Below are 24,706 nucleotides of genomic sequence, written 5' to 3'. Positions count from 1 at the left end.
TTTTTTGTCCCAATAAAAAAAGCCAGGAACTGATGTTTCTGGCTTTTTTGTTATTTACAAACTTCATAAACACTCTTAAACCCCTTGCTTTTACTGTGTTTTACATTTTTGGCACGATGCTTGTAATTATGTTAGTGTTCAACAATTAAAATAATACATTATGAAAAACATATTCCTTTTATTAACAGCTTTAGTCCTTAATGGGTTTACTGTTAATGCAGACACAAAAAATACATTAGATGATGGTATCATCAACAACACTTATGTAAGAGGTTACGGAAATTCTTTCATATTTGAAGAATCAGGAATTGAATTTTCTGTGTATGCAGATGGACAGTTTGACTTTTATATGCCTAATTACGGTCCTAAAATTAACTTAGAAATTAATAACAGAAATACAAGTATCAGTTTTAATACAGGTTACGATTATGGTGCTTATGTACAGTATGACGAATTTGGAGCTATCATACAAGTAGAAAACACTCCTGTTTATTATGACTATTATGGTCGTGTAAACCAAGTAGGAAATGTTTACATCAATTATAATAGCAGAGGTTATGTTAGCCGTGTTGGTGGATTATATGTACACTATAACCGTTACAACAATTATTCTCATTGTACAGGATTTATTAACATATACAACAGAGCTTATGTTTACAGAGCATGGCACTCATATTACACGTTACCTTCAACGCACTACCGTGTAGTATATACGACGCCTTACAGACAACATTATACACCTACAAGATACAGATATGATAGACCTTACGTTAACAATAGTAGACGTAGAACAGCTGTAGCTAATAGAAGAGGGAATTCAATTTCAAGAAACAGAAGTTTAGCCTCTAGAAATGATGGTAGAACGCCTAGAGTAAATAATACACCACGTACAAGAAACAATAGGGCAACTACAACACCTAGAACAAGAGGAAACCGAACAGTTAATGCGACTCCTAGAACAAGAAATAATAGCGCTACAACTAGTACACCAAGAACAAGAAGTAACCAAACAACGACTTCTACTCCAAGAACTAGAAATAATAGCGCTACAACGAGTACACCAAGAACAAGAGGTAACCAAACAACGACTTCTACTCCAAGAACTAGAAATAATAGCGCCACAACGAGTACACCAAGAACAAGAGGTAATCAAACAACGACTTCTACTCCAAGAACTAGAAGTAATACAACAAGCAGCACGCCTAGAACAAGAAATACTGTAAGTACGAAATCAAATAGAAGCAATACAAAATCTACAACAACTAGAAAATCAACGTCAAAGCCAAGAACAATCAGTTCTAGAAGTTCTTCTTCAAAGACAAGAAGTACAAGGACTAGATAATACTAAAAATTAGTTGAAACATTAGAATCCTACAAACAGTTGTTTGCCCTCAAGCAACCGTTTGTAGGATTTTTTTATGGTATAAAACGATTTAATAGTTTAGAAATATCTTCTGATAAATTAAATTTATAAACGGACAAACCATAGACTATAGATAATAGCAATGTTTTTAGAGCAATATCTACTATGGGATGAAAAGGGAATTCCCAAAAGAATAAACCTAATCCACAAACACCAATTAAAACTAATGTTTTAAATGTCGAAATAGTAAAAGGATGCATTTTAAACTTCTTGTAGACAAACGTTAACTTTATTATATTATACGTAAATATCGTAATACAACTAGCATACGCTGCCCCATTAATACCATAAACAGGAATAAAAATTAAATTTAAAACGACTGTTAATATTGCCAACAATACCCCAAACATGAGGACAACTCTATAATAATCACTATTAAAAAGAATAGCGTTATTGTTTCCAATTAAGTTATCGGACAACTTAGCCAGACCTATTACCAAAACAACAATAAACCCTTCACTATAATTTCCTGGTATCAAAAGATACAGCTTACTTATATTGATAATAATACACAAAAAAATAAACCCACTAATAATAAATAAGTTAATCGAACTTTTTTGATACAAGGTCTTTAACTCGACCGTATTCCCTTCATTCAAAAACTTAGCCGTCAACGGATTTGCTATTTGATGCATTGCACGTGCAGGAACACCAATAACTGTGGCTATATAAATTGCTACGCCATAATAAGCAACATTGTTTAGTGCTTCAAACTGACCTAACATAAACTTATCAATCTCTAAAATAATGTTAGCCACGGAACCTGCAATAATTATTAAAGCTGAATATTTTAAAATACTAGATAGATTAGGAATTTTAGTAAATCTAAAACTAGGTAGTCTTAAACTAAACGCATACAGTGTCATTATAAATGCGCGGATAACATAAACTATGACAATGCCATAAATTAACTGATCTACCGTTAAATACCCAAAATAAAGACAAATAAGCAGTATCGTTGTAGCAACCCTATGAAACACTTCACTCATAAAATTACCAAACACACTTTGCAATTGTACTTTACTCCAAGCATAAAAGACTTCAAAATAAGCAAAAGCACCTGCAGACACATAGATTAACCATGTGTAATCCTTTATGATTGCATTCTCCTTAGACAACCAATTCGCAATACTATCGTAAGCCAAATGCGTGATTACCCCTAACGGAATAATAAGCAGCAAAGGCAGCAAAAGCATAATACTTAGAAAACTATTTTGAGATTGTCGGCTTTTAAAAGACGAATAAAACTTAACAATAGTATTGTGCACACCAAATGCCATAAAAGGCATTAATATACTTGCAGTGGATAATATAAAAGTGATTAAACCAAAGTACTCTTCTGTTAAAAATTGGGTGTATAAAAAAATAACATTAATAGCTCCAATACCAAAACCAAAATAAGTTATAATAGTGTTTTTGATAGATTGATTAATGACTATTCCCATATATTAAAATAAGTTATGAAGGGTTTATAAGCCCTGCTAAATTCTTAGTCAATTGTTGTCTAGAATACTGTTGCAGACCTATTGGATACGATTTTAAATTATTAACTTTAAAAGCCTCAAAATGTTGTTTTATAACATTCTTTAAATTGTCATAGTCTTGATAATCAAAAAACTGACCTGTGTTGGTTGTTTTAATGATTGAAGCTACATCTGCACCTCGCGGACCTATTGCAATTATAGGTCTATCAGCGACCATATATTCAAATAACTTACCTGGAATAATGGCTTTGGTATCTTCAGAATCTATTTCAATTAACAATAATAATTGAGACTTTTTCTGAAACACAACTGCTTCACTATGCGAAACATAACCCATATTATTTAAACTATCAGTTAAATTATATATTTGAATAGATTGCAATACTTCCACCCCTACTGCACCAATTAAATTTAATTGAAATTGAGATGCAAATTCAGCATCCTCCTCAACCAAATCATGCAACACTTTCCAAAGGACTTCTGGATTTCTTTTAGACAATAAAGAGCCTATATGAGAGAGTGTAAACTTTTTATCTAACGCCGTTACAGTTACTTTTTCGTTATCATAACCATTAGTAATAACCTGAATACGTTGCTTAGTAATTTGCTCAAATTCTACTTTTGTACTTGGACTCGTAACTATAATTTGATCGGCATTATTAAGTACTTTACGCTCTAAATCCTTATGTTTTTTTTTAGACTTTGCTGTCAATTTTAATTGTTTATGATATCCAATAGTTGTCCAAGGATCTCTAAAATCTGCAATCCATTTAACTCCCAATTGCGCTTGTAACGCCATACCAATTAAATGCAAGCTATGTGGAGGACCACTAGTAATAATAGTATCAATTTTAAAATCCTGTATGTAAGTTGCTAGATACTTAACAGACGGTTTTACCCAATTTTTACGCGCATCAGGGATAAAAAAATTCCCTCTTACAAATAACATTAAACGCTCTATTAGACTTTGTTTTTGCCGTTCTGCTATAATCCCTTTGCTTATAGTGTTGCTTTTTTTTGAAAACAATTGCGCCAATTTATAAGGCTCTCTTATAGGTTGTTTAAGTACTATTAGATCAGGATTAACTTGATCTAACAATGTCTTATCTACAATAGGATAATTGGCATTTGAAGGACAATATACAATAGGCTCTATATTAAAATCTGGTAAGTACTTAACAAATTTTAACCAGCGCTGTACCCCGGGTCCACCTGCTGGTGGCCAATAATAAGTAATAATCAGTACCTTTTTTTTATCCATTATATAACGCTTTCGCGGAAATTAAGCCTTGTACTTAAGCTTTGTCGTTTATAATCAAACTTTTAAATCTGAAAAATAAGCCACCAAGTACAAGTAACCCTAATAATATAGAACTTGCTAAAGCAATTGTACTCCCTGTTTTAACGACTTGAGGTTCAAATTTAAACTCGATAGTATGCTTTCCTTTTGGTATTTCCATACCACGTAATGCATAATCGACTTTGTAATGCGGCTTAGCTTGACCATCAATATAGGCGTTCCAACCACTTCCGTAATACATTTCCGAAAATACAGCAAACCCATCATTTGAATTATTAGATTGATATTTAATGTAATTAGGTTTATAATCGCTAACCTTTATTGAAGCTAAAGAATCCGTTTTAAATGATTTTGGCACATTCATTTTCTCTTTAAAACCATTAGAATATACAGCTGTCACTTTATTTTTTAAAGTCTCTAAAGCTAAAATCTCATCTGTAGGTGATTTTAATTTTTCTAGGTTTTTTATAAACCAAGCATTACCATTGGCATCATTGTTTACGTAAGGAAATGGCTTTCCATCTTCACCTTCACCAATAATGTATTTCGCGTTAAGCATACTTAATACATTAATATTATTTTTTGAGATATAAAATTCATATAAATCCTGATAACGCTTAGGTTTTGCCGCATGGTAACCACCTAAAGCATTATGAAAATAACTAGCTTTTGCGCCTCCAGAAGTAATATCGTAAACTCTATAGTTAGATTGATCCGTTAAAATTTGTAAATCGGCTTTGTTAGGAGCGTACGGACGTTCCATTGTCAGTTTAGATACAAAATCGTCATTATTTACATACTGTTTATCTACACCAACTAAATCAAAAACAATCAATACGCCTAAAACAACAATCGCCTTTGTTTCATTTAATGTGTTTTTCAAAAACAAATAAATCACACCTGCAGCTAATAATACAAATATCAATGTCCTAAGTGTATCTGTTGTAAATAAACTTGCTCTATCTTCTCTTAACGCATCAAGAAAGGCTTGTCCATTGGCATCTCTAATACGTCCATCTACACCACCAACAAAATCAATTAACCCTATGGTTTCAAACAATAAAAACAAAATAGCTAGTCCTCCTGTTATTAATACTGTATATTTTAATGCGTTTAGCTTTTCTTCAGTTTTAACCACATCATTAAATAATCTGACTAAGGCAAATACAGCCAATACAGGAATACACAACTCCAATATAACTTGTATCGAACTAACCGCTCTAAACTTATTATATAAGGGAACATAATTGATAAAAAAGTTCGTTAAAAATTCTAGATTTTTTCCATAGGACAATAATAATGACAAAACGGTTCCGCCAACTAACCACCATTTTAAGCGTCCTTTAACCAAGAAAAGCCCAAGTACAAATAAAAATAGAACTACCGCTCCAATATAAGCAGGTGCTTCTACTATGGTTTGACTCCCCCAATAAGTAGGTAAGCTTTTTGTATACGCTCTAGCATCTGCAGGTGGTACTCCTTCACCGATTATATATTTGTATACTGCTGAATTTTCACCAACATCCTCTCCACTTCCGCCACCTAAAAACCTAGGTATAAACAAATTAAAAGATTCTAATTTTCCGTAGCTATATTCTGTGATATATGCTTTACTTAAGCCATTACTATTCTCTCTTTTAGAGCCATCGGGATTTATGTTTAATTCACTTTTACCACGTGTGCTTTCTTTAACATAATCTTGGGTGGCTAATATATTAGTTGCATTTAAACCTATAGCTAACAGCACTGCTGCAGACAAAACACCTACTGCTTTAAAAAAATGTGGTAAGACATTTTTACGATAGGCATCAACCAAATAAGCAATACCTAAAACCAATACTAATAGTAATAAATAGTAAGTCATTTGGTAGTGATTAGCGACTAACTCTAATCCCATAGCTACTGCAGTTAGTAAAAAACCCCAAATATATTTACCCCTAAAGGTCAATAAAATTCCACTTAACACTAAAGGCATATAAGCAATAGCATGCGCTTTACTATTATGCCCCACACCAAGGATTATAATAAGGTATGTGGAAAAACCAAAGGCCAATGCGCCAAGTCCTGCTAATTTCCAATCTACTTTTAATACTAAAAGCAAAATATAAAATCCTAAGAAATAAAGAAACAAGTAATCTGCCGGTCTTGGCAGAAATCGTAAAGCTAAATCTAATTTTTTGATGTAGTTATGTGGATATTTTGCCCCTAATTGATAGGTTGGCATTCCGCCAAAAGCACTATTGGTCCAATACGTTTCTTCACCTGTCTTGGTTTTGAAATCTTTTTGTTGTTTAGCCATACCAGTGTAGTGAACAATATCACTTTGATAAATGACTTTCCCTTGTAAGACAGGGCTAAAATAGGCTATAGAACAAATGATGAACCCTACCAATACTAAAATATGTGGTAAGATTTTTTTAAAAGAAAATTGCATAAATGGCTTTAAAAACTGTGAGGTCGAAAATTACTCAATTTCTTCGTAATCTACATACTCCCCAACATTTTTATTTGAAGATTTGTTTTTAGGCATTTTATCAATAGATATCTCTCCTTCTTTTTTAGCAGGCTCTTGTCTTTGTTGATTAAAAGCGCCTCCAAAACGTTCTGATGCTTTTTTACTTGCATATTTAAAAAGTGCAGGCGCAAACAAACGAGATAAGATTTTTAATCCGTAGTAAATTAATACAATAATAAGGATGGTTCTTAATAAACCCATATGTAAATTTTGTTAAATTATAAATACTTTAACAAAAATACAATTCTTCAGTTTTAAATTAAGTTTTAAATACTTAAAAAAAATATAAAATCTTATATTTGAATTCAAACAAAAATATATGCTTAACCCAAAATTAATATTAAACTATATTCTGCTTTTAGTAAGCTTTACTGCTACTGCACAATATACAGACGTCATAAATTCTAACAGACCTGGAGTCTCAAGAAGTGCTTTTTCTGTTGGAAAAAATGTAGCGCAGCTTGAAGTTGGCCCTTACTTGGTTAAAGAAGAACATACGCCCTTAAAAAATGAAGCTTCCGGTTTCGGAATTGATTTTGCTGCCCGTTACGGATTGCTATGGGAACCATTAGAATTAAATATAGAAGGAACTTACCAAAATGACACGTTTACAGACAATCGCTCTGCTGCATTTCCTATAGAAACAGATCGTGCTAATTTTAGATATTTAACTGTCGGTGCTAAATATCTAGTATATGATCCTTATAAAAAAAGTGGTGAAGAAAAACCAAACATCTTTAGCTATCATGCTAATCGCAAATTTAGATGGAGTAGTTTAATTCCTGCGGTTGCAGTTTATGTTGGTGCTAATTATGATGCAGAAAACAACACCTATGTTCCTTATAGTAATCCTTTAACAAGTCCTAACTATGACGGTGGATTTTCTCCTAAAGTTATGCTTGCTACACAACACAATTTTAATAGCGGCTATGTTTTAGTCATGAATTTTGCTAAAGACAGAATTGGTACTGACTATTCAGATTTTCAATATATCTTAACTTTAACTAAAGCGATTAATGAGCAATGGGTTGTTTTTGGTGAAGCGGAAGGGATCAAAAGTGATTACTACGCAGACAACTTATTTAGAGTGGGTGGTGCCTATTTATGGAATAAGGATTTTCAGTTAGATACGGCAATCACATTTAATACTAAGGACACCCCTTCTGTCTTTGGCGTTAATTTTGGTGCATCTTATCGTTTAGATTTTCATAAAGATCCAGAAGCAGACAAAGATAATGGAACTGATGTTCTAGAAGAATACGAAAGAAAAGCCAACAGAAATAAGACAAAGAAAAAAGACGGAGATTCTGATACTCCTGAAGATTCAGGTAAACGAAAAAAAGAAACTCAAGAAATTGATTTCGACGACGAAAACTAATCCTTCTTTTTTATATGATTACAACAAAAAAAGTAGTTTCAAAAGCAGATTACAAAGCATTTGTTAAATTTCCTTTTGAAATATATAAGGATTCTAAATATTGGGTACCGCCCATTATCAGTCAAGAATTAGCCACATTTGATGCTGACAAAAACCCTATTTTTAATGATGCAGAAGCCACATTATTCCTAGCTTATAAAGACAATAAAGTTGTAGGACGTATCGCAGCAATAATAAACTGGTTAGAAGTCAAGGACCAAAACATAAAAAAAATGCGCTTTGGATGGTTTGATTTTATTGACGATTTAGAAGTCAGTAAAGCGCTTTTAAATGAAGTATACACTATTGGAAAAGCAAAGGGATTAGAATACACAGAAGGTCCCGTTGGATTTTCTAATCTAGACAAAGTAGGTGTTATAACAGAAGGATTTAACACCGTAGGTAACATGATTACTTGGTATAATCATTCTTATTATGTTAAACACTATCAAGAGCATGAGTTTTCTGTTGAAAAGAAATATTCTGAAAGTCGTTTTCCTTTTGAAAATGTCAAACCGGAATTTTTCTACAAAGCACAAGAACTAATTAAACGTCGCTACCAACTTAAAGCTTTAGACTTAAAAAAAACGTCTCAAGTTATGCCTTATGTAGATCAAATGTTTGATTTATTTAACGATAGCTATGCCTCTCTATCTTCTTTTGTTGCTATTACAGACATACAAAAAGAGTATTTTAAAAAGAAATTTATAAGTTTTATCAATCCAGAATACATCAAATTTGTTGTGGACAAAGATAATAAACTTGTCGCTTTTGCTGTGGTTATGCCACGATTTGCTGACGCATTAAAACAAATGAATGGGAAACTATTACCTTTTGGATTTATAAAATTATTGAAAGCTAAAAAAGAAAGTAAAGATGTGATGTTTTACTTAATTGGAGTACATCCTGATTACCAAAACAAAGGAGTGCATGCCGTTATATTTAACGAATACTACAATACATTTATTCAAAAAGGTATTAAAACCTGTTACAGAACTCCAGAATTAGAAGATAACGAAGCAATACATAAAATATGGAAACACTTTGATCCAGAAGTTTATATTAGACGTTGTACCTTTAAAAAGAACTTAGACTAAATAAGTTTTATAATCGTTTAAAACACGACCATTATATTTAGTATTGCATTCGATAAAAAATTAATTAAACAAAAAAATCCGATTCAAAATGAATCGGATTTTTTTATGATTTATATATAAACCTATTCTCCCATTGCTTTAATTAAAGCAGCAGACATACGTTTGTAAGTTCCATTTTCTAAACGCTCTCTAATAGCTTCAAATGCATCCAACGTTTCTGTAACATCCTGTAATGTGTGTGTTGCCGTAGGAATCATTCTTAATAGAATTAATCCTTTTGGAATTACGGGATATACTACAATAGAACAGAATATTCCATGATTTTCTCTTAAGTCTCTAACTAAAGCCATCGCTTCCGGAATACTTCCGTTTAAGTATACTGGAGTGACACAACTTTGTGTTGTTCCAATATCAAAACCTCGCGATTTAAGACCTGATTGTAATGCATCTACAATTTTCCATAAGTTTTGTTTTAACTCAGGCATTGTACGTAACATATCTAAACGTTTTAATGCCCCAACTACCAATTGCATTTGCAATGATTTAGCAAACATTTGAGAACGTAAATTATATTTTAAATAATCTATAATTTCTTGATCAGCAGCAATAAAAGCACCTGTACTAGCTAAAGATTTTGCAAAAGTTGCAAAATAGACATCTATATCATCTTGCACACCTTGCTCTTCTCCTGCTCCTGCTCCTGTCTTACCTAATGTCCCAAAACCATGAGCATCATCAACAAATAACCTAAAGTTAAATTTTTCTTTTAAAGCAACGATTTCTTTTAAACGTCCTTGCTCTCCTCTCATACCAAAAACACCTTCCGAGATCACTAAGATTCCTCCTCCTGTTGTCATTGCCATTTTCGTCGCACGTTCTAAGTTTTTCTCTAAACTTTCCATGTCGTTGTGCTTGTACGTAAAACGCTTACCGTGATGTAATCTTACACCATCAATAATACACGCATGTGCATCAACATCATATACAATAATATCATCTTTACTTACTAAAGCATCTACTGTAGACACCATCCCTTGGTAACCAAAATTTAATAAGTAAGCCGCTTCTTTTTGAACAAACTCAGCTAATTCATTTTGTAATTGCTCGTGTAATTCTGTGTGACCAGACATCATACGTGCTCCCATCGGGTAAGCAGAACCATATTGTGCAGCTGCTTCAGCATCAACTTTACGTACTTCAGGATGATTTGCTAATCCTAAGTAATCGTTAATACTCCAAGTAATTACATCTTTTCCTTGAAATTTCATACGGTTAGAAATTTCCCCTTCTAATTTAGGAAACACAAAATAACCTTCTGCTTGCGCAGCCCATTTACCTAGTGGTCCTTTATCCTTGTATATTTTTTCAAATAAATCTTTCATTGTAAAACGCGATTTTTAAGTCATTATTTGCAAAATAATTAACTTAAGCTATTAAAATTTAGTTAGATAATACAAAATTAGGCTTTTTTATTATACATGCATAATAAATACCCTATCTGTTATTAACAAAAAAGTTAACTTTAATGATATTAAAGTTAACTTTTTTCATACTTATTTAGTACTTATTACTTTATATATTGAATACTCTGAGCTGCCTCAGCATTTTTGCTATCAAAAAAGCCTTGATCACTCATCCATTTATCACTATATATCTTACTCATATATCTTGATCCATGGTCAGGAAAAATAACTACAATGTTATCTGAGTCCTTAAATTTACCCAATTCATTTAATTGTTTTAAAGCTTGCATAGCAGCTCCAGAAGTATAACCAACAAACAAACCTTCTGTTTGTGCTATTTCTCTTGCCGTATGCGCACTTTCTTCGTCAGAGACTTTAATAAACTCATCTATACTATCAAAATCTGTAGCTGTAGGTATTAAATTTTTACCTAAACCTTCAATTCTGTATGGATAAATCTCTTTTTCGTCAAACTCTCTAGTCTCGTGATATTTTTTTAATACAGAACCAAAGGCATCCACACCAATAACTTTGATATTTGGATTTTGCTCCTTTAAGTATTTTGCAGTACCTGATATAGTACCCCCTGTACCACTACAAGCGACTAAATGTGTGATCTTACCTTCTGTTTGATTCCATATTTCTGGACCTGTAGAATGGTAATGTGCCTCTATATTTAATTTATTGAAGTATTGGTTAATATAAACCGAACCTTTAATCTCGTCATGTAAACGTTTTGCAACTTGATAATAACTTCTTGGATCATCTGCGCTTACATTTGCAGGACAAACGTAAACTTTAGCGCCCATGTTTTTCAACATATCAATCTTGTCTGCTGACGATTTAGAACTTACAGCTAAAATACAATCATAACCTTTTATAACACTAACCATTGCAATACTAAATCCTGTATTACCAGAAGTCGTTTCAATTATCGTGTCACCAGGTTTAAGAATTCCTTGTTTTTCAGCTTGCTCAATAATATAAAGTGCAATTCTGTCTTTTGAAGAGTGACCAGGATTAAAAGCCTCTACCTTTGCTAGATAACTTCCTTTAAACTCTGATGTCATTTTTTTTAGTTTTATCATCGGCGTATTTCCAATTAAGTCTAATACGTTATCAAAAACTTGTTTTTTTTGTTCCATAAATGCTATTTAAAAGCTACTTATTTTTCTGATTTTAAAAATCAAACCGTGCAAAAATAAGCATTTTTTTTGATTATTTATTTATTCCTTCCAAATCAAATATAAAAGCATATTCTAAAGCCACTTCTTTTAACGCTTCAAAACGTCCTGAGGCACCACCATGACCCGCTTCCATATCTGTTTTTAGCAGCAATAAATTAGTGTCTATTTTTAATTCTCTTAGTTTTGCTACCCATTTTGCTGGTTCCCAATATTGAACTTGCGAATCATGCAGCCCTGTTGTTACTAATAAATTGGGATAAGCCTTAGCTTCTATATTATCATAAGGTGAATATGATTTCATATAATTGTAATACGTTGCTTCATTAGGATTCCCCCATTCGTCATACTCCCCTGTTGTCAAAGGAATAGAATCGTCTAACATCGTTGTTACAACATCAACAAAAGGCACCGCAGCAATAACGCCATTATACAATTCTGGATTCATATTAATTATTGCCCCCATTAATAAGCCTCCTGCACTTCCTCCCATCGCATAAAGATGATTGCTAGACGTGTAATGGTTTTCTATTAAATACTTTGAGCAGTCAACAAAATCTGTAAATGTATTTTTCTTGGTCAGAAGCTTTCCATTTTCATACCAAGGTCTTCCCAAATACTCACTACCTCTAATATGAGAAATCACATAAATAAAGCCTCTATCCAACAGACTTAGTCTTATTGTCGAAAAATAAGGATCTATTGTCGCTCCATAAGACCCATACGCGTATTGTAAAACTGGGTTTTCGCCATTTAGTTTAATGTCTTTTCTATACACTACAGACATGGGGATTTTCTCACCATCTCTAGCGGTGGCCCAAAGACGTTTTGACGTATAATTATCTTTATTAAAATTTTTATCAAGGACTTCCTGCTCTTTCTTGACCGTTTTTGTCTTTGTAATGAAATTATAATCAATTACAGAACTTGGTGTGGTTAATGAGTTGAAACCATAACGTAAAATTTCGCTATCAAAATCAGGATTATTACCTATTTGCGCAGTGTACGTCTCATTTTCAAAATCCAAATAGTAATCTTCCTTCCCATTCCAACTTATAATACGAAGTTGGTTTAATCCATTTTCTCTCTCACTAACGACTAAATAGTCTTTAAAAATCTCAATATCTTCCAATAAAACATCTGTTCTATGTGGTAACACGTCTACCCAGTTATCACTAGTTGTAGCAGACTCACTCGTTTTTTGAAGTTTAAAATTAGTCGCGCCATCTTTATTAGTGATGACATAAAAATTATCCTCAAAATGCGCTATCGAATATTCTAAATCACGTGTACGTGCATTAAACAACCTAAACTCACCATCTGGAGTATCCGCTTCTAAAATGCTATATTCTGTCGTTAAGGTACTAGAACTTCCTATAACTAAATACTTTTTAGATTTTGTTTTATAAACGTAAGTATTGAAAGTCTCATCTTTTTCATTAAAAATCAAAACATCATCTGAAGCTTGATTTCCTAATTTATGTTTGTAAATTTTATCAGAACGTAAGGTCACTTCATCCTTTTTACTATAAAACAACGTTTTGTTATCATTAGCCCATGTTGCACCACCAGATGTGTTTTCAATCTTATCGGTATAAATTTCACCTGTAATAAGATTTTTTACATAAATAGTATATTGTCTTCTACTTACTGTATCAACAGCATAGGCTGCTAATGTGTTATCAGTGCTGATAGAAATACCACCTAATTTAAAGTAACTAAATCCTTCTGCCATTATGTTACAGTCAAACATAATTTCTTCTTCAGCATCTAAACTCTCTTTTTTTCGGGTGTAAATAGGATAATCCTTACCTTCTTCAAATTTAGTAATATACCAATACCCATTTTGTTTGTATGGTACACTTTGATCGTCTTCCTTAATTCTGGATTTCATTTCATCAAAAAGAGACTTTTGAAAAGGTTCTGTATGTTTTAAAACAGATTCTGTATAAGTGTTTTCTGCATTTAGATAGTCTAAAACCTCTTGGTCTTCTCTTTTATTTAACCAATAGTAATTATCTATTCTAGTATCCTCATGTATTGTTAATTCTTTTTTTACTTTTTTAGCTACAGGAGGTAATATCTTAGTTTTAGTCATTCTTTTTTCTTTATTACAGGATACCACAAATGTAAAACTTAATATAATTATCAAAAACAGTTTTTTCATATTTAATTTTTTTTTAAGTTATAAAAAATCAATTTAATAAATTCGCACCTACAAATTAAAAAAATCAAAGAAATGTTTGGAGACTTACAAGGTATGATGGGGAAATTAAAAGAAACCCAACAAAAGGTAGAAGCAACTAAAAAAAGATTAGATACGGTTTTAATAGATCAAAGCAGTACTGATGATCTATTACAAATAACAATAACGGCTAATCGAGAAATAAAAGCGATTAATATTAATGACGAATTATTAAATGATAAAGAACAATTAGAAGATTATCTGATTCTAACACTTAATAAAGCTATAACAAGAGCAACTGAAATTAATGATACGGAAATAGCTGCTGTTACTAAAGAGGGCATGCCTAACATACCAGGAATGGATATGTTTTAAAACTAAACCCTATATAAATAAAAAAGGAAGCCAAATTGGCTTCCTTTTTTTTATGTAAAAAGTAGATACTAATTAGTTAGCATTGATAACTCTAAATTGAGTACGTCTGTTTGCTAAGTGCTCTCTTTCTGTACAAGACACACCATCAGAACATCTGTTTGTTAATCTAGACTCACCATATCCATTAGATACAATTCTTGAAGAATTGATTCCTTTAGAGATTAAGTAGTTAGTTACAGCCTGAGCTCTTCTTTCTGATAAAGATCTGTTAGATGCTTTAGAACCTCTTGAATCCGTATGAGATGCGATCTCTACAGATACACCCTCAGCTAATATTGTTACTAATTGAGCATCAATCTCAGATTTAGCAGCTGCAGTTAAAGATGCAGAACCTAAATTCCAGTTTATGTTTAAGTCGTTATATTCAACGATTTTACAATCAACTTCAGTCCAAGTCGTTAAACCACCTTTTTTCTGTAATACTTCTTTAGTTACTGTTTTGTTAACAGCAGGAACAGTAGACTCTTCTACTCTAGCATCGCTAGCTAAAACAGTACGCTTTAAAGTCGCTGTCTTTTGAGCAACTTCAAGAACTCTTGTTGTAGGAGGTGTACTCATAACTGTACGCTTCATTGTCGTACTTACAGCAGGAATAGCTATAACAGTAGTCGTTTCTGGAGTTATGTTAGTTTTTCTAATTGTGGTTGACTTAGAAGGAACATCAGTAGCTGTTGTTGTAGGCGGTGTTGCCATTACAGTACGCTTCATCGTTTTAGTTACAGCAGGAATTTCAGAAACTCTAGTAGTCGCTGGTTCTAATAAAACTGTACGTGTCATTGTTTTTGTTACAGCAGGAATTGTAATAACTCTTGTTGTTGGAGGCGTAACCATAACTGATCTAGTAACTTCTTTAGTTACAGCAGGTACATCTACAACTCTTGTTGTTGGAGGTGTAACCATAACTCTTCTTGTTACATCTTTAGTTACAGCAGGAATATCAATAACTTTAGTTGTCGCTGGAGATACTAATACTGTTTTCTTGATTGTTTTGTTTACAGAAGGAATTATGATTGTTCTAGATGTAGGAGGCGTAGTCATTACAGTTTTCTTAACTGTTTTAGTTACAGCAGGAATATCAATAACTCTAGTTGTAGCTGGAGTTTGAACAACACGTCTTGTATAAGTACCCATACCACAATCAGAAGCATTATTTGTTCCTTGATCACATCCTGGCTTAGTCATTACTTGAGCATCAGAAGCTAACTCGGTAGTAGTAATTGTAATGTTTTGAGATGGTACATTTTTGTAACACCAGTATCTACAATCGTTAGGATCACTTGAAGCACAGTCAGCAGCAGGTGTATCACTCATACCCCATTTAGCAGTAGCTGGCTTAATCTCGATAGTTTGGTAACCAGGAGTAAACTTAGCTGGTACTACTGATAAAGTAGAACCAAATTCTTGTTTCTTATAAGATAATGTTTCATTACCCCATTTTGCAGGAATAACTTCTAAACGTTGAGATGCTTCTTTTACAACAACTTCTACATTTTCAGTACCATATTTTGCAGCTACTAAGTCTAATCTAGAAGACGCAGGTTGTACTAATACTGTTACATTTTCAGTTGCCCATTTTGCAGGTACAACTTCTAAACGTTGACCAGCAGATTGTACCACTACAGTTTCAGTTCTAGTTTCATATTTTGCAGGAACAGTTTGTAGTTTAGTATAAGCAGCTTGTACTAATACTGTTTCTGTTCTATTTTCGTATTGCGCAGGCACTAACTCTAAACGTTGACCAGCTTCTTGTACTACAACTTCAAAACTTTCAGATCCTAATTTTGCAGGAACTACTGATAAAGTTTGTCCCGGTTCTGCAGATACAATATCAAAATTTTCGTTAGCGTATTTAGCAGGAACAACTGATAATACTTGGTAAGATGGTTGAATTTCCATCTCCTCAGTCGTTACATCCGTAGATCCAGCTACTTTCTCTAATCTCTGTGCAGCACCTTGAGTAACAACTTCAAAATTTTGTGTCTCATATTGTGCAGGTACAACTGATAGCTCTTGACCAGCTGATTGCGTTACCACTACTTCGTTCTCTGTTCTGTACTGCGCAGGAACCACGCTTAATTTCTTGTAAGCAGGTGCAACCTGAACTGTAATATCTTGGTTTACCCAAACATCAGGTGTTACACAACGTACATAACATTTCCCTGGCTCAGGATTTGTAGGTAAATCTTGTGCAAAAACTGCTGAGCAGACTACAAAAGATAAAATTGTTAGTAATACTTTTTTCATTTTCGTTAATTTAAATTGTTAATTATTAATTACATAGCCGAGACAACAACGACTGTTCTCTAAGTTCTTACAAAATTAGACATAACCCATTCTTTTCTGTAATTATTCTTAAAGTTACGTTAACATTTCGACCAACTGTGTTAAATTTCCGTTGAGTAACGTAGGAAAATTCTATATTTTAAATTAAACTAAAATGAAATTGATAAAAACTACAAGTTTTTCAAAAAACAAAGAACGCTATCATGTTGATTTTCAACATAATTAGAGTGAGTTACTAGCCTAAGCTTATTACTTCCCATTCCAATTATTTTTATATTTTTAGCAAAAAGCAGCTCTAAAAATTGTTTTTCTGTATATTTTTCATTAAGCTCAAATATGACGATATTAGTTTCTACAGGTTCTACTACTTTGACAAAATTAGAATGATTTAAAACCTCGGCTAATTCTCGTGCCTTTTTATGATCCTTTGATAATCTTTCAATATTATTTTCTAAAGCAAATAATCCCGCTGCTGCTAAAAAACCGCCTTGACGCATGCCTCCTCCAAATATTTTTCTAATTCTCATGGCATTTTTCATTATTGTTTCATCACCAACTAAAACAGAGCCAATCGGACATCCTAATCCTTTGCTTAAACAAACAGATATAGTATCAAATGCTTCTCCATACTGTTTAGGTGTTTCGTTTTTTTCCACTAGTGCATTCCAAAGTCGAGCGCCATCTAAATGAAATCCTAATCCATTAGCTTTACAAACGTCTTTAATTTTTAATATCTCGTTAAAATCCCAACAGGCCCCTCCTCCTTTATTAGTCGTATTTTCTATTTCTACTAATGTTGTTAATGGACTATGATAAAACTCTGGAGGGTTTATAGCTTCAATAACTTGTTCGGCAGTAAACATACCTCTATGTCCGTCTAGTAAATTACATGATATACCACTATTAAAAGAAGCACCACCCCCTTCATAATTATATATGTGCGCATATTTATCGCAAATAACCTGTTCTCCTGGATTAGTATGCAATTTAAGCGCTGTTTGATTGGCCATCGTACCACTAGGAAAAAATAAAGCATGAGATTTACCAAACATTTCGGCCACTTTAGTTTCCAAAGCATTAATAGTTGGATCTTCTTTATAAACATCATCACCAATTTGAGCACTCATCATGGCCTCCATCATGTCTGCACTTGGCTTTGTTACGGTATCACTTCTTAAATCTATAATCATTTTTTATCTTTTTTGAACAGTATAAAATTATTAAAAAAAGTTGGCAAATATTTTTAAATGATAGTAATAATTCTATTTTTGTTACAAACCAAAATATAAATATGATCACTTCAGAAAATATAAAAGATCTTAATACACGCCTTACATCGCTAAGGCAATATCTTTGACATTGATGCTAAGCTAATTGCCCTTCAAAATGAGGAAGAGCAAACGTTTGATCCTAATTTTTGGAGCGACTCTAAAAGTGCTGAATTAGTAATGAAATCCATTAGAGAGAAGAAAAAATGGATAAACGATTACAACCAGTCTAAAATATTTATTGAAGATTTAGAAGTTATCTACGAATTTTTTAAGGAAGAGGAAGCGACTTTAACAGATGTTGAAAACCGTTACGATAAAGCACTATCCTTAATTGAAGATCTTGAATTTAGAAATATGCTATCTGAAGAAGGTGACAGTCTAAGTGCTGTACTTCAAATTACTGCTGGTGCTGGTGGTACAGAAAGTTGTGATTGGGCAAATATGTTAATGCGAATGTATTTAATGTATGCAGAAAAAAATGGATTTAAAGTCAAAGAGCTTAACTTTCAAGAAGGTGATGTTACTGGAATTAAAACGGTAACATTAGAGATTGAAGGCGAATATGCTTTTGGTTGGTTAAAAGGCGAAAACGGAGTCCATAGATTGGTACGCATCTCCCCTTTTGACAGTAATGCCAAACGACATACTAGTTTTGCCTCTGTATATGTTTACCCGCTAGTGGATGACACTATTGAAATCGACATCAATCCTGCTGATATAGATATTGTAACGGCACGATCAAGTGGTGCTGGTGGACAAAATGTAAATAAAGTAGAAACTAAAGTACAATTAACACATAAGCCATCAGGTATACAGATTTCTTGCTCAGAAACACGGTCCCAACATGATAACAGATCAAGAGCAATGCAAATGCTGAAATCACAATTATATGAAATTGAGCTACAAAAACAATTAGCACAACGTGAAGATATTGAAGCTGGTAAAATGAAAATTGAATGGGGAAGTCAAATCCGGAATTACGTATTGCATCCTTATAAATTAATAAAAGACGTCCGAAGCGGACATGAAACTGGAAATGTAGATGCCGTTTTAGATGGTACTATTGAACCCTTTTTAAAAGCCTACCTAATGATGATGGGCCAACAGGAAACTGACAACCAAAGTTTATAAAAAAAATGATCAAAATATATCACAATCCAAGATGTAGCAAGTCTAGACAAGGCCTACAACTTTTAGAAGAGTCTCATCAGGAATTTGAAGTCATCAAATACCTAGACAACCCTTTATCTAAGAAAGAACTAACAACATTGTTAACCCTTCTAAATATAAAACCAATAGAGCTAGTTAGAAAAAACGAAGCTATTTGGAAAGAAAATCATAAAAATAAAACACTTACAGACACACAAATAATTGAAGCTTTAGTTGCTACCCCTAAGCTAATTGAAAGACCAATTGTTACCAATAAAAACAAAGCTGTAATAGGTAGGCCAACTGAGCTTATAAAAACAATACTTTAGTATATATAAATTAATTAATAGCAACCAATTTCCCTTAAACTAATGATAATAATATATCACAACCCTGAGTCTACAAACTCAAATGCTTGCCTTGAAATATTAGAAACACACAAAAACGACCAACAACTTATTAAGTACCAAGACAAACCTTTAGACAAAATAAAGCTTACCAAAATAATTAATCTTCTTAACATAAAACCCATTGAGTTGATTAGAACAGACAATAAAACTTGGAAAGACAATTTCAAACATTTAGAAGACGATGGTCACGAATTTAGTGACGACAGTCTAATAGATGTCATGATAGAGTATCAAGATATTATTGAACGCCCTATTGTTATTAATGGCGAAAAAGCAGTCATTGGAGACCCCATTAAACGTATCTTTAACATAAAACCACAACACAAAGCTTCATTATAAATGAAGCTTTTTTTATTTAACAAAGCTTTAACCAATCCCGTTTAAACCTATCGGTACTTTTGTTGTCATATCAGAAACCAAAATTTTTATGACAAAAAATATTATTACCTTTTGCTTACTCGTTCTAGCATGTAATGCTTCATTTGCGCAAAATGCATCTTCAAAAACAGTAACCATAACAGGTAAAATCCTAGAAAAAGACACAAATGCACCTTTAGAATATGCTACTGTAGTTTTTAAAAATGCAAAAAGCCCTACAGATGTTTCCGGAGGAATTACAGATCGGAATGGGAATTATTCAATAGAAGTAAAAACAGGGACTTACACGGTTAGTTTTGAATACATCGGCTTTAAAACAGAAGTTATAGCCAATAAGTCTGTAATGAAAAACGAGAATTTTAAAACGCAATATTTAGCTTTAGATTTTGAAGCTTTAGACGAAATCGAAATTGTTGCAGAAAAAACAACTGTAGAAATTAGACTTGATAAAAAAATATATAATGTTGGAAAAGATTTAACCGTAAGAGGTGGAACTGTTAGTGATGTTTTAGATAATGTTCCTTCGGTTTCAGTCGATGTTGAAGGTAATGTGGCTTTACGTGGTAATGACAATGTTCGTATTTTAATTAACGGAAAACCGTCGGGTTTAGTTGGTTTAAATTCGACTGAAGCCTTAAGACAATTACCTGCAGAATCAATAGAAAAAGTAGAAGTTATCACCTCTCCTTCTGCTAGATATGAATCTGAAGGAACTGCTGGTATATTAAACATTATACTAAAACGTAGTAAATTAGAAGGTTTAAACGGTGCGATAACAACTAATGTTGGATACAATCCTTCTGCAGGAATAAATGGAAATATTAATTACAGAACTGGTGATTTAAACATCTTTAGCACCACAGGCTATAGCTATAGAGAAGCACCAGGTAACTCCTTCTCTTCCACACAATATATATCTGATGGTGATTTTTTAGATGAAACAAATGACTTTGATCGTATTAGAAAAGGGTTGACTACGAATTTAGGTCTAGAGTGGTATGTTAACGACTCAGCGTCACTTACAACTTCATTTTTATACAGAGATGGTAATAATGAAAACAATACGACTAATCTTTTAAATCAATATGATTCTAACAGAAATTTATTATCTACAACGGAACGTTATGACCCAGAAATAGAAGATGATAAAACCATACAATATGCTTTAAATTTTCAAAAAAACTTTAGTGATAGTGGTCACGTATTAACATTTGATTTTCAATATGAAGAAAATACGGAAAATGAAAACTCTTTAGTTAACGTTAACTCTATAGCAACAGAAAATGTCCATACTTTAGAGAAACAAAGACAGATTTTATTACAAACCGACTATGTATTGCCAATAGGAGAAAACAGCCAATTTGAAGCAGGATACAGAGGTAATTTTAATACCACAGCAACAGACTTTGAAGTACAATTTTTAGACCCAGATACAAACCAGTTTGAACTTAGTACTGACCTATCTAACGTTTTAAATTTTAGAGAATATTTAAATGCAGTTTACAGTCAATTTGGAAGTAAATTTGGCGAGTTTTCATTCTTGTTAGGTTTACGTTTAGAAAACACACAACTTACAATAGATCAACCTACTACTGGAGAGCATAACAAAAGAAATTTTACCGGGTTATTCCCAACTGTAAATTTAAGTTATGAAATCTCTGATAGAGAAAATGTAACTTTAGGTTATGCAAGACGTTTGCGTCGTCCTAGAGGGTTCTTTTTAAACCCATTCCCGTCAAGATCTAGTGTTACTAACTACTTCCAAGGTAATCCTAACTTAAACCCTAGTTACTCTGGACAATTTGATTTAGGATACTTAAAGCGTTTTGGGAAATTAACATTTAACTCGTCTTTATATTATTCTCACGCAACAGATGCATTTAACTATGTTAGTTTTGATACTGGAGATACTGCTTTAGTTAACGGAGAAGAATTACCTATAATTCAACGTACGCCTATTAATTTAGCAACAGAGGACCGATATGGTTTTGAATTTACTCTGACTTATAGCCCTTCAAAAAAATGGAGAGTAAACGGAAACTTTAACTTTTTTCAAAATGACACTAAAGGAGATACACCTAATGGCTTGTCTTTAGACAATACAAATACAAGCTGGTTTGCTAGATTAAATAACAAATACACTTTACCAGGAGAAATTGATTGGCAAACCAACTTAAATTATAGAGGACCTAGTGAAGATGCTCAAAATAAGTCTGAAGGTATATTTACAACAACTATGGCTTTAAGTAAGGATATATTTGGAGATAGAGCTTCATTAGCTTTTAATGTAAACGATTTATTTAATAGTAGAAAAAGACAACAAACGACTACTACTCCAACTTACAATGCTTATAGCGAGTTTCAATGGAGAGAACGCAGTTTTAATCTAGCCTTTACTTATAGATTTAACCAGAAAAAGAAACGCACGCAACGTGGTGATTTTGGCGGTAATGAAGATTTTGAAGGATAGAGTTATCAACTTCAATAAATAAAAATAAAGGTGTTAGTAATTTGATTTACTAGCACCTTTTTCTTTTCTAATATAAGTTTTAAAATTGGTAATGATAAATACAAAAAAAGGGATATTCTTACGAATATCCCTTTTTCTAAAATATATTTTTAAAGCTTATGCTGAATGCTTAGCTTTTTTCTCGTCTTTAATTTCGTTTAAACGTTCAATTACACTTCCTCCAATCCAATAAGGAATAACAAAAGTGATTAAAAAAATCATTAACCAAAACCCTATGGTTAAGATAGTTAAAAATGCTAAAAAGCCTAAATATTGGTCAAATTCGAACATAACGTGTTTAATTTCTTGTTTATTATTACAGCAAAGATAAAGTAAAGTTGTTTTTTATCCAATACAAAGTTAAATTTTATTAACAGACTTGTTAATAAATGCAACACTCTACTCTTTAAAGCTTTTCTCTAATGGTTTAAAAGAAATAATAAATGTACTATCAGGAAATTTATTGTAATCTAGTTGCCCACCTAATTGCTCCGTTAAAATATTTATTAGTTGCATACCTAAAGTTTCTGCATTTTTAAAATCATATTGTTCTGGTAAACCTTTCCCATAATCTTTATACACTAATTTATAAAAATCTTCAGTTTTAAAAATTTTGATACTTAACCTATTGTTTTGGTATTCTTTAAATGCATATTTAAAAGAATTTGTGACCAACTCATTAATAATTAATCCTAAATCGGAAGACGTATCTCCATCAAAATACAAGTCTTGATCAATAACAATCTCTTTATCTATTTGCATGGATTTATACTTAAGTGTATCTTCAACATACATCAATAATTGCTCTACATACTCTTTTGTTTTAACCTCTTTCAAAGTGACGTTAGTATATAATTTTTCATGCACTAAAGACATAGATTGTATACGGTTTTGACTATCTCTTAGCGCTTTTTTGATATTCTCATCATCATACTCGTCCTCTTGCATTAATAAAATACCAGACACCATTTGCATATTGTTTTTAATTCTGTGGTGGACTTCTTTTATCAAGGTCTGAATTTTAAGTAAGTTATCTTCTAATGCTTTATTTTTAAGAACAACTAAATCATTAGCATTGTGTAAACTATTATTTAAAGCTCTATTTTTAAGAAACTGATATAAGGTTATAAACACTAAAATAGAAATTAAAGCATACCAAAAATAAGCAAGATTTGAATTACGTTTACCGACCAAAGGTTGTACTTTATAAGCACTACCTATCTTTAATTTTAAACCGAACAATTCGATAGTAGAGTAAATATAATCGTTTTCTTTTACATCAAAATTCTTGTAGTATTCTAAGTCTCTAGCCTCATTAAAAATTTCAGTATCATTGTAAACGACCTCGCGTGTTAAATCAATAGAATCATTGACAATAAACTTATGTACATAAGTACTTGCATCATTTTTTTTATAAAAATAATCTAATAAATATTTGACATTTATGACCGGAGCTACATAACCTAAAATTTCATTTTTATTATTTCGTGCTGAAAAATCAAATGGAAAACCAGCCCATCCTTCTCTCAAATTTATCGGTGTAAAAAGTCTAATATCAGAAGACTGCATTAAACGATCCAACTCCTCTATTTTATGCTTAGAAATAAATGTTTTGGAAGATACACCTTTTAAATTTTTAGGATCAATTTGATTAGGTGTGATAACATATTTAAAAACATGATCTATCCCAACATAACTAACCAAAATTGAATCATTAAAATCAATCTCTTCTAATAAGTCTTTGAGATATTTTTGAAGTTGGTATTCATTGGGGAACTCTGCTCCATTTTTAGTATAACTCTTAATGGAAGAGACTAGACTCGCATACACCTGTATACCAGCTTTAGAACTGTTTAATGCATTAGTATGCTCCTCTTTAAGCTTTTGCGCAATTTTCTGTTGTTCTAAAGCATTATTGTTATTCAGTAGACTTTGTAATAAAACAAGACCTACGATTAAAAACATAAAAAAAAGGACATAATATTTTATATTCTTAATTTTCTTATTAAAATTCATTTATGAGACTAAGTTGTCATTAAGCGATAAAGGTATAGTATTATTTTTAAAACCATATTTTGTTCCTAAACAAATGGCAAAAATCTAAATATCAAATACATTCTTCAATTTAATATTTTATTATATGAATCTGACAATTTAAAACCTCATTTTTTTGTAAATTTACCCTATAATTTAATTAATTCTC

The 24,706-nt window shown here is 32.1% G+C and carries 19 protein-coding genes; 8 read left to right on the top strand and 11 right to left on the bottom strand.

Annotation, left to right across the window (positions count from 1 at the left end; all coding sequences use genetic code 11):
* The first annotated feature begins 160 nt into the window (after positions 1–160).
* Entirely contained in the window at positions 161–1,342 is a 1,182-nt protein-coding gene (locus E9099_RS15335; RefSeq protein ID WP_136584412.1) for a hypothetical protein, read from the top strand.
* A 74-nt stretch (positions 1,343–1,416) separates the two neighbouring features.
* Here E9099_RS15335 and E9099_RS15330 read toward each other — a convergent pair whose 3' ends face one another.
* Genes E9099_RS15330 through E9099_RS15315 form a run of 4 tightly spaced genes read right to left on the bottom strand, consistent with a single transcriptional unit; the run spans position 1,417 to position 6,923 of the window.
* The gene (locus tag E9099_RS15330; RefSeq protein ID WP_136584411.1) at positions 1,417–2,868 is read right to left on the bottom strand and encodes a polysaccharide biosynthesis C-terminal domain-containing protein; all 1,452 of its coding nucleotides are present in this window, start codon (positions 2,866–2,868) and stop codon (positions 1,417–1,419) included.
* Between the two features lie 13 nt (positions 2,869–2,881).
* Positions 2,882–4,168: a glycosyltransferase family 4 protein gene (locus E9099_RS15325; RefSeq protein WP_136584410.1), complete on the bottom strand. Its 1,287-nt coding sequence runs from the start codon at positions 4,166–4,168 to the stop codon at positions 2,882–2,884.
* A 34-nt stretch (positions 4,169–4,202) separates the two neighbouring features.
* A complete protein-coding gene (locus tag E9099_RS15320; RefSeq protein WP_136584409.1) occupies positions 4,203–6,641 on the bottom strand; it encodes a YfhO family protein in 2,439 nt (812 codons plus the stop codon).
* A gap of 30 nt (positions 6,642–6,671) precedes the next feature.
* On the bottom strand, positions 6,672–6,923 hold the full coding sequence (locus E9099_RS15315; protein WP_136584408.1) for a DUF4834 family protein: 252 nt from the start codon (positions 6,921–6,923) through the stop codon (positions 6,672–6,674).
* A 118-nt stretch (positions 6,924–7,041) separates the two neighbouring features.
* Between E9099_RS15315 and E9099_RS15310 the strand changes: the two genes are divergently transcribed.
* Positions 7,042–8,100 carry a transporter gene (locus tag E9099_RS15310; RefSeq protein ID WP_136584407.1) on the top strand — a complete coding sequence of 353 codons (1,059 nt, stop codon included), beginning with the start codon at positions 7,042–7,044 and terminating at the stop codon, positions 8,098–8,100.
* A gap of 14 nt (positions 8,101–8,114) precedes the next feature.
* Positions 8,115–9,236, top strand: coding sequence for a GTP cyclohydrolase (locus tag E9099_RS15305; protein WP_136584406.1), 1,122 nt, complete (start codon positions 8,115–8,117; stop codon positions 9,234–9,236).
* 122 nt (positions 9,237–9,358) lie between these two features.
* Here the strand turns inward: E9099_RS15305 and E9099_RS15300 are convergent, their stop codons facing one another.
* From E9099_RS15300 to E9099_RS15290, 3 genes are all read right to left on the bottom strand, one after another.
* Positions 9,359–10,618, bottom strand: a complete 1,260-nt coding sequence (locus tag E9099_RS15300) for an aminotransferase class I/II-fold pyridoxal phosphate-dependent enzyme (protein ID WP_136584405.1) — start codon at positions 10,616–10,618, stop codon at positions 9,359–9,361.
* Between the two features lie 185 nt (positions 10,619–10,803).
* Positions 10,804–11,844, bottom strand: coding sequence for a PLP-dependent cysteine synthase family protein (locus E9099_RS15295; RefSeq protein WP_136584404.1), 1,041 nt, complete (start codon positions 11,842–11,844; stop codon positions 10,804–10,806).
* Positions 11,845–11,917: 73 nt separating this feature from the next.
* A complete protein-coding gene (locus tag E9099_RS15290) occupies positions 11,918–14,050 on the bottom strand; it encodes a S9 family peptidase (RefSeq protein ID WP_136584403.1) in 2,133 nt (710 codons plus the stop codon).
* A 72-nt stretch (positions 14,051–14,122) separates the two neighbouring features.
* Between E9099_RS15290 and E9099_RS15285 the strand changes: the two genes are divergently transcribed.
* Positions 14,123–14,443: a YbaB/EbfC family nucleoid-associated protein gene (locus tag E9099_RS15285; protein WP_136584402.1), complete on the top strand. Its 321-nt coding sequence runs from the start codon at positions 14,123–14,125 to the stop codon at positions 14,441–14,443.
* Positions 14,444–14,515: 72 nt separating this feature from the next.
* Here the strand turns inward: E9099_RS15285 and E9099_RS19700 are convergent, their stop codons facing one another.
* Positions 14,516–16,747 (bottom strand): OmpA family protein, encoded by a 2,232-nt coding sequence (locus E9099_RS19700; RefSeq protein WP_136584401.1) that lies wholly within the window; start codon positions 16,745–16,747, stop codon positions 14,516–14,518.
* Between the two features lie 209 nt (positions 16,748–16,956).
* A complete protein-coding gene (locus E9099_RS15275) occupies positions 16,957–17,976 on the bottom strand; it encodes a threonine aldolase family protein (protein ID WP_136584400.1) in 1,020 nt (339 codons plus the stop codon).
* A gap of 101 nt (positions 17,977–18,077) precedes the next feature.
* Here E9099_RS15275 and prfB point away from each other — a divergent pair.
* The 4 genes from prfB to E9099_RS15255 all read left to right on the top strand — a co-directional run bounded on the left by prfB (position 18,078) and on the right by E9099_RS15255 (position 22,464).
* Positions 18,078–19,188 (top strand): peptide chain release factor 2 gene (prfB, locus tag E9099_RS15270; RefSeq protein ID WP_136584399.1). Its coding sequence is split into 2 segments (ribosomal slippage): positions 18,078–18,140 and positions 18,142–19,188, totalling 1,110 coding nucleotides; the frame shifts between segments, so codons are not numbered across the junction.
* A 5-nt stretch (positions 19,189–19,193) separates the two neighbouring features.
* Positions 19,194–19,535 carry an arsenate reductase (glutaredoxin) gene (gene arsC, locus E9099_RS15265; protein ID WP_136584398.1) on the top strand — a complete coding sequence of 114 codons (342 nt, stop codon included), beginning with the start codon at positions 19,194–19,196 and terminating at the stop codon, positions 19,533–19,535.
* 42 nt (positions 19,536–19,577) lie between these two features.
* Positions 19,578–19,955, top strand: coding sequence for an ArsC/Spx/MgsR family protein (locus tag E9099_RS15260; protein ID WP_136584397.1), 378 nt, complete (start codon positions 19,578–19,580; stop codon positions 19,953–19,955).
* A gap of 88 nt (positions 19,956–20,043) precedes the next feature.
* Positions 20,044–22,464, top strand: coding sequence for an outer membrane beta-barrel family protein (locus E9099_RS15255; RefSeq protein WP_136584396.1), 2,421 nt, complete (start codon positions 20,044–20,046; stop codon positions 22,462–22,464).
* 156 nt (positions 22,465–22,620) lie between these two features.
* Here E9099_RS15255 and E9099_RS19270 read toward each other — a convergent pair whose 3' ends face one another.
* Both E9099_RS19270 and E9099_RS15250 read right to left on the bottom strand, forming a co-directional pair.
* Positions 22,621–22,794, bottom strand: coding sequence for a hypothetical protein (locus E9099_RS19270; protein ID WP_168800761.1), 174 nt, complete (start codon positions 22,792–22,794; stop codon positions 22,621–22,623).
* A gap of 108 nt (positions 22,795–22,902) precedes the next feature.
* The gene (locus E9099_RS15250) at positions 22,903–24,468 is read right to left on the bottom strand and encodes a sensor histidine kinase (protein ID WP_168800760.1); all 1,566 of its coding nucleotides are present in this window, start codon (positions 24,466–24,468) and stop codon (positions 22,903–22,905) included.
* Between the last annotated feature and the right edge of the window lie 238 nt (positions 24,469–24,706).

Origin of the sequence: Psychroserpens sp. NJDZ02, assembly GCF_004843725.1 — a bacterium.
Lineage (GTDB): Bacteria > Bacteroidota > Bacteroidia > Flavobacteriales > Flavobacteriaceae > Olleya.
This window is presented reverse-complemented; position numbering and strand designations above follow the sequence as displayed.

Bases quoted from the DNA above. Each gene is read 5' to 3' on its own strand.
- E9099_RS15335 (WP_136584412.1), top strand. From the start codon at position 161: ATGAAAAACATATTCCTTTTATTAACAGCTTTAGTCCTTAATGGGTTT.
- E9099_RS15330 (WP_136584411.1), bottom strand. From the start codon at position 2,868: ATGGGAATAGTCATTAATCAATCTATCAAAAACACTATTATAACTTAT.
- E9099_RS15325 (WP_136584410.1), bottom strand. From the start codon at position 4,168: ATGGATAAAAAAAAGGTACTGATTATTACTTATTATTGGCCACCAGCA.
- E9099_RS15320 (WP_136584409.1), bottom strand. From the start codon at position 6,641: ATGCAATTTTCTTTTAAAAAAATCTTACCACATATTTTAGTATTGGTA.
- E9099_RS15315 (WP_136584408.1), bottom strand. From the start codon at position 6,923: ATGGGTTTATTAAGAACCATCCTTATTATTGTATTAATTTACTACGGA.
- E9099_RS15310 (WP_136584407.1), top strand. From the start codon at position 7,042: ATGCTTAACCCAAAATTAATATTAAACTATATTCTGCTTTTAGTAAGC.
- E9099_RS15305 (WP_136584406.1), top strand. From the start codon at position 8,115: ATGATTACAACAAAAAAAGTAGTTTCAAAAGCAGATTACAAAGCATTT.
- E9099_RS15300 (WP_136584405.1), bottom strand. From the start codon at position 10,618: ATGAAAGATTTATTTGAAAAAATATACAAGGATAAAGGACCACTAGGT.
- E9099_RS15295 (WP_136584404.1), bottom strand. From the start codon at position 11,844: ATGGAACAAAAAAAACAAGTTTTTGATAACGTATTAGACTTAATTGGA.
- E9099_RS15290 (WP_136584403.1), bottom strand. From the start codon at position 14,050: ATGAAAAAACTGTTTTTGATAATTATATTAAGTTTTACATTTGTGGTA.
- E9099_RS15285 (WP_136584402.1), top strand. From the start codon at position 14,123: ATGTTTGGAGACTTACAAGGTATGATGGGGAAATTAAAAGAAACCCAA.
- E9099_RS19700 (WP_136584401.1), bottom strand. From the start codon at position 16,747: ATGAAAAAAGTATTACTAACAATTTTATCTTTTGTAGTCTGCTCAGCA.
- E9099_RS15275 (WP_136584400.1), bottom strand. From the start codon at position 17,976: ATGATTATAGATTTAAGAAGTGATACCGTAACAAAGCCAAGTGCAGAC.
- arsC (WP_136584398.1), top strand. From the start codon at position 19,194: ATGATCAAAATATATCACAATCCAAGATGTAGCAAGTCTAGACAAGGC.
- E9099_RS15260 (WP_136584397.1), top strand. From the start codon at position 19,578: ATGATAATAATATATCACAACCCTGAGTCTACAAACTCAAATGCTTGC.
- E9099_RS15255 (WP_136584396.1), top strand. From the start codon at position 20,044: ATGACAAAAAATATTATTACCTTTTGCTTACTCGTTCTAGCATGTAAT.
- E9099_RS19270 (WP_168800761.1), bottom strand. From the start codon at position 22,794: ATGTTCGAATTTGACCAATATTTAGGCTTTTTAGCATTTTTAACTATC.
- E9099_RS15250 (WP_168800760.1), bottom strand. From the start codon at position 24,468: ATGTTTTTAATCGTAGGTCTTGTTTTATTACAAAGTCTACTGAATAAC.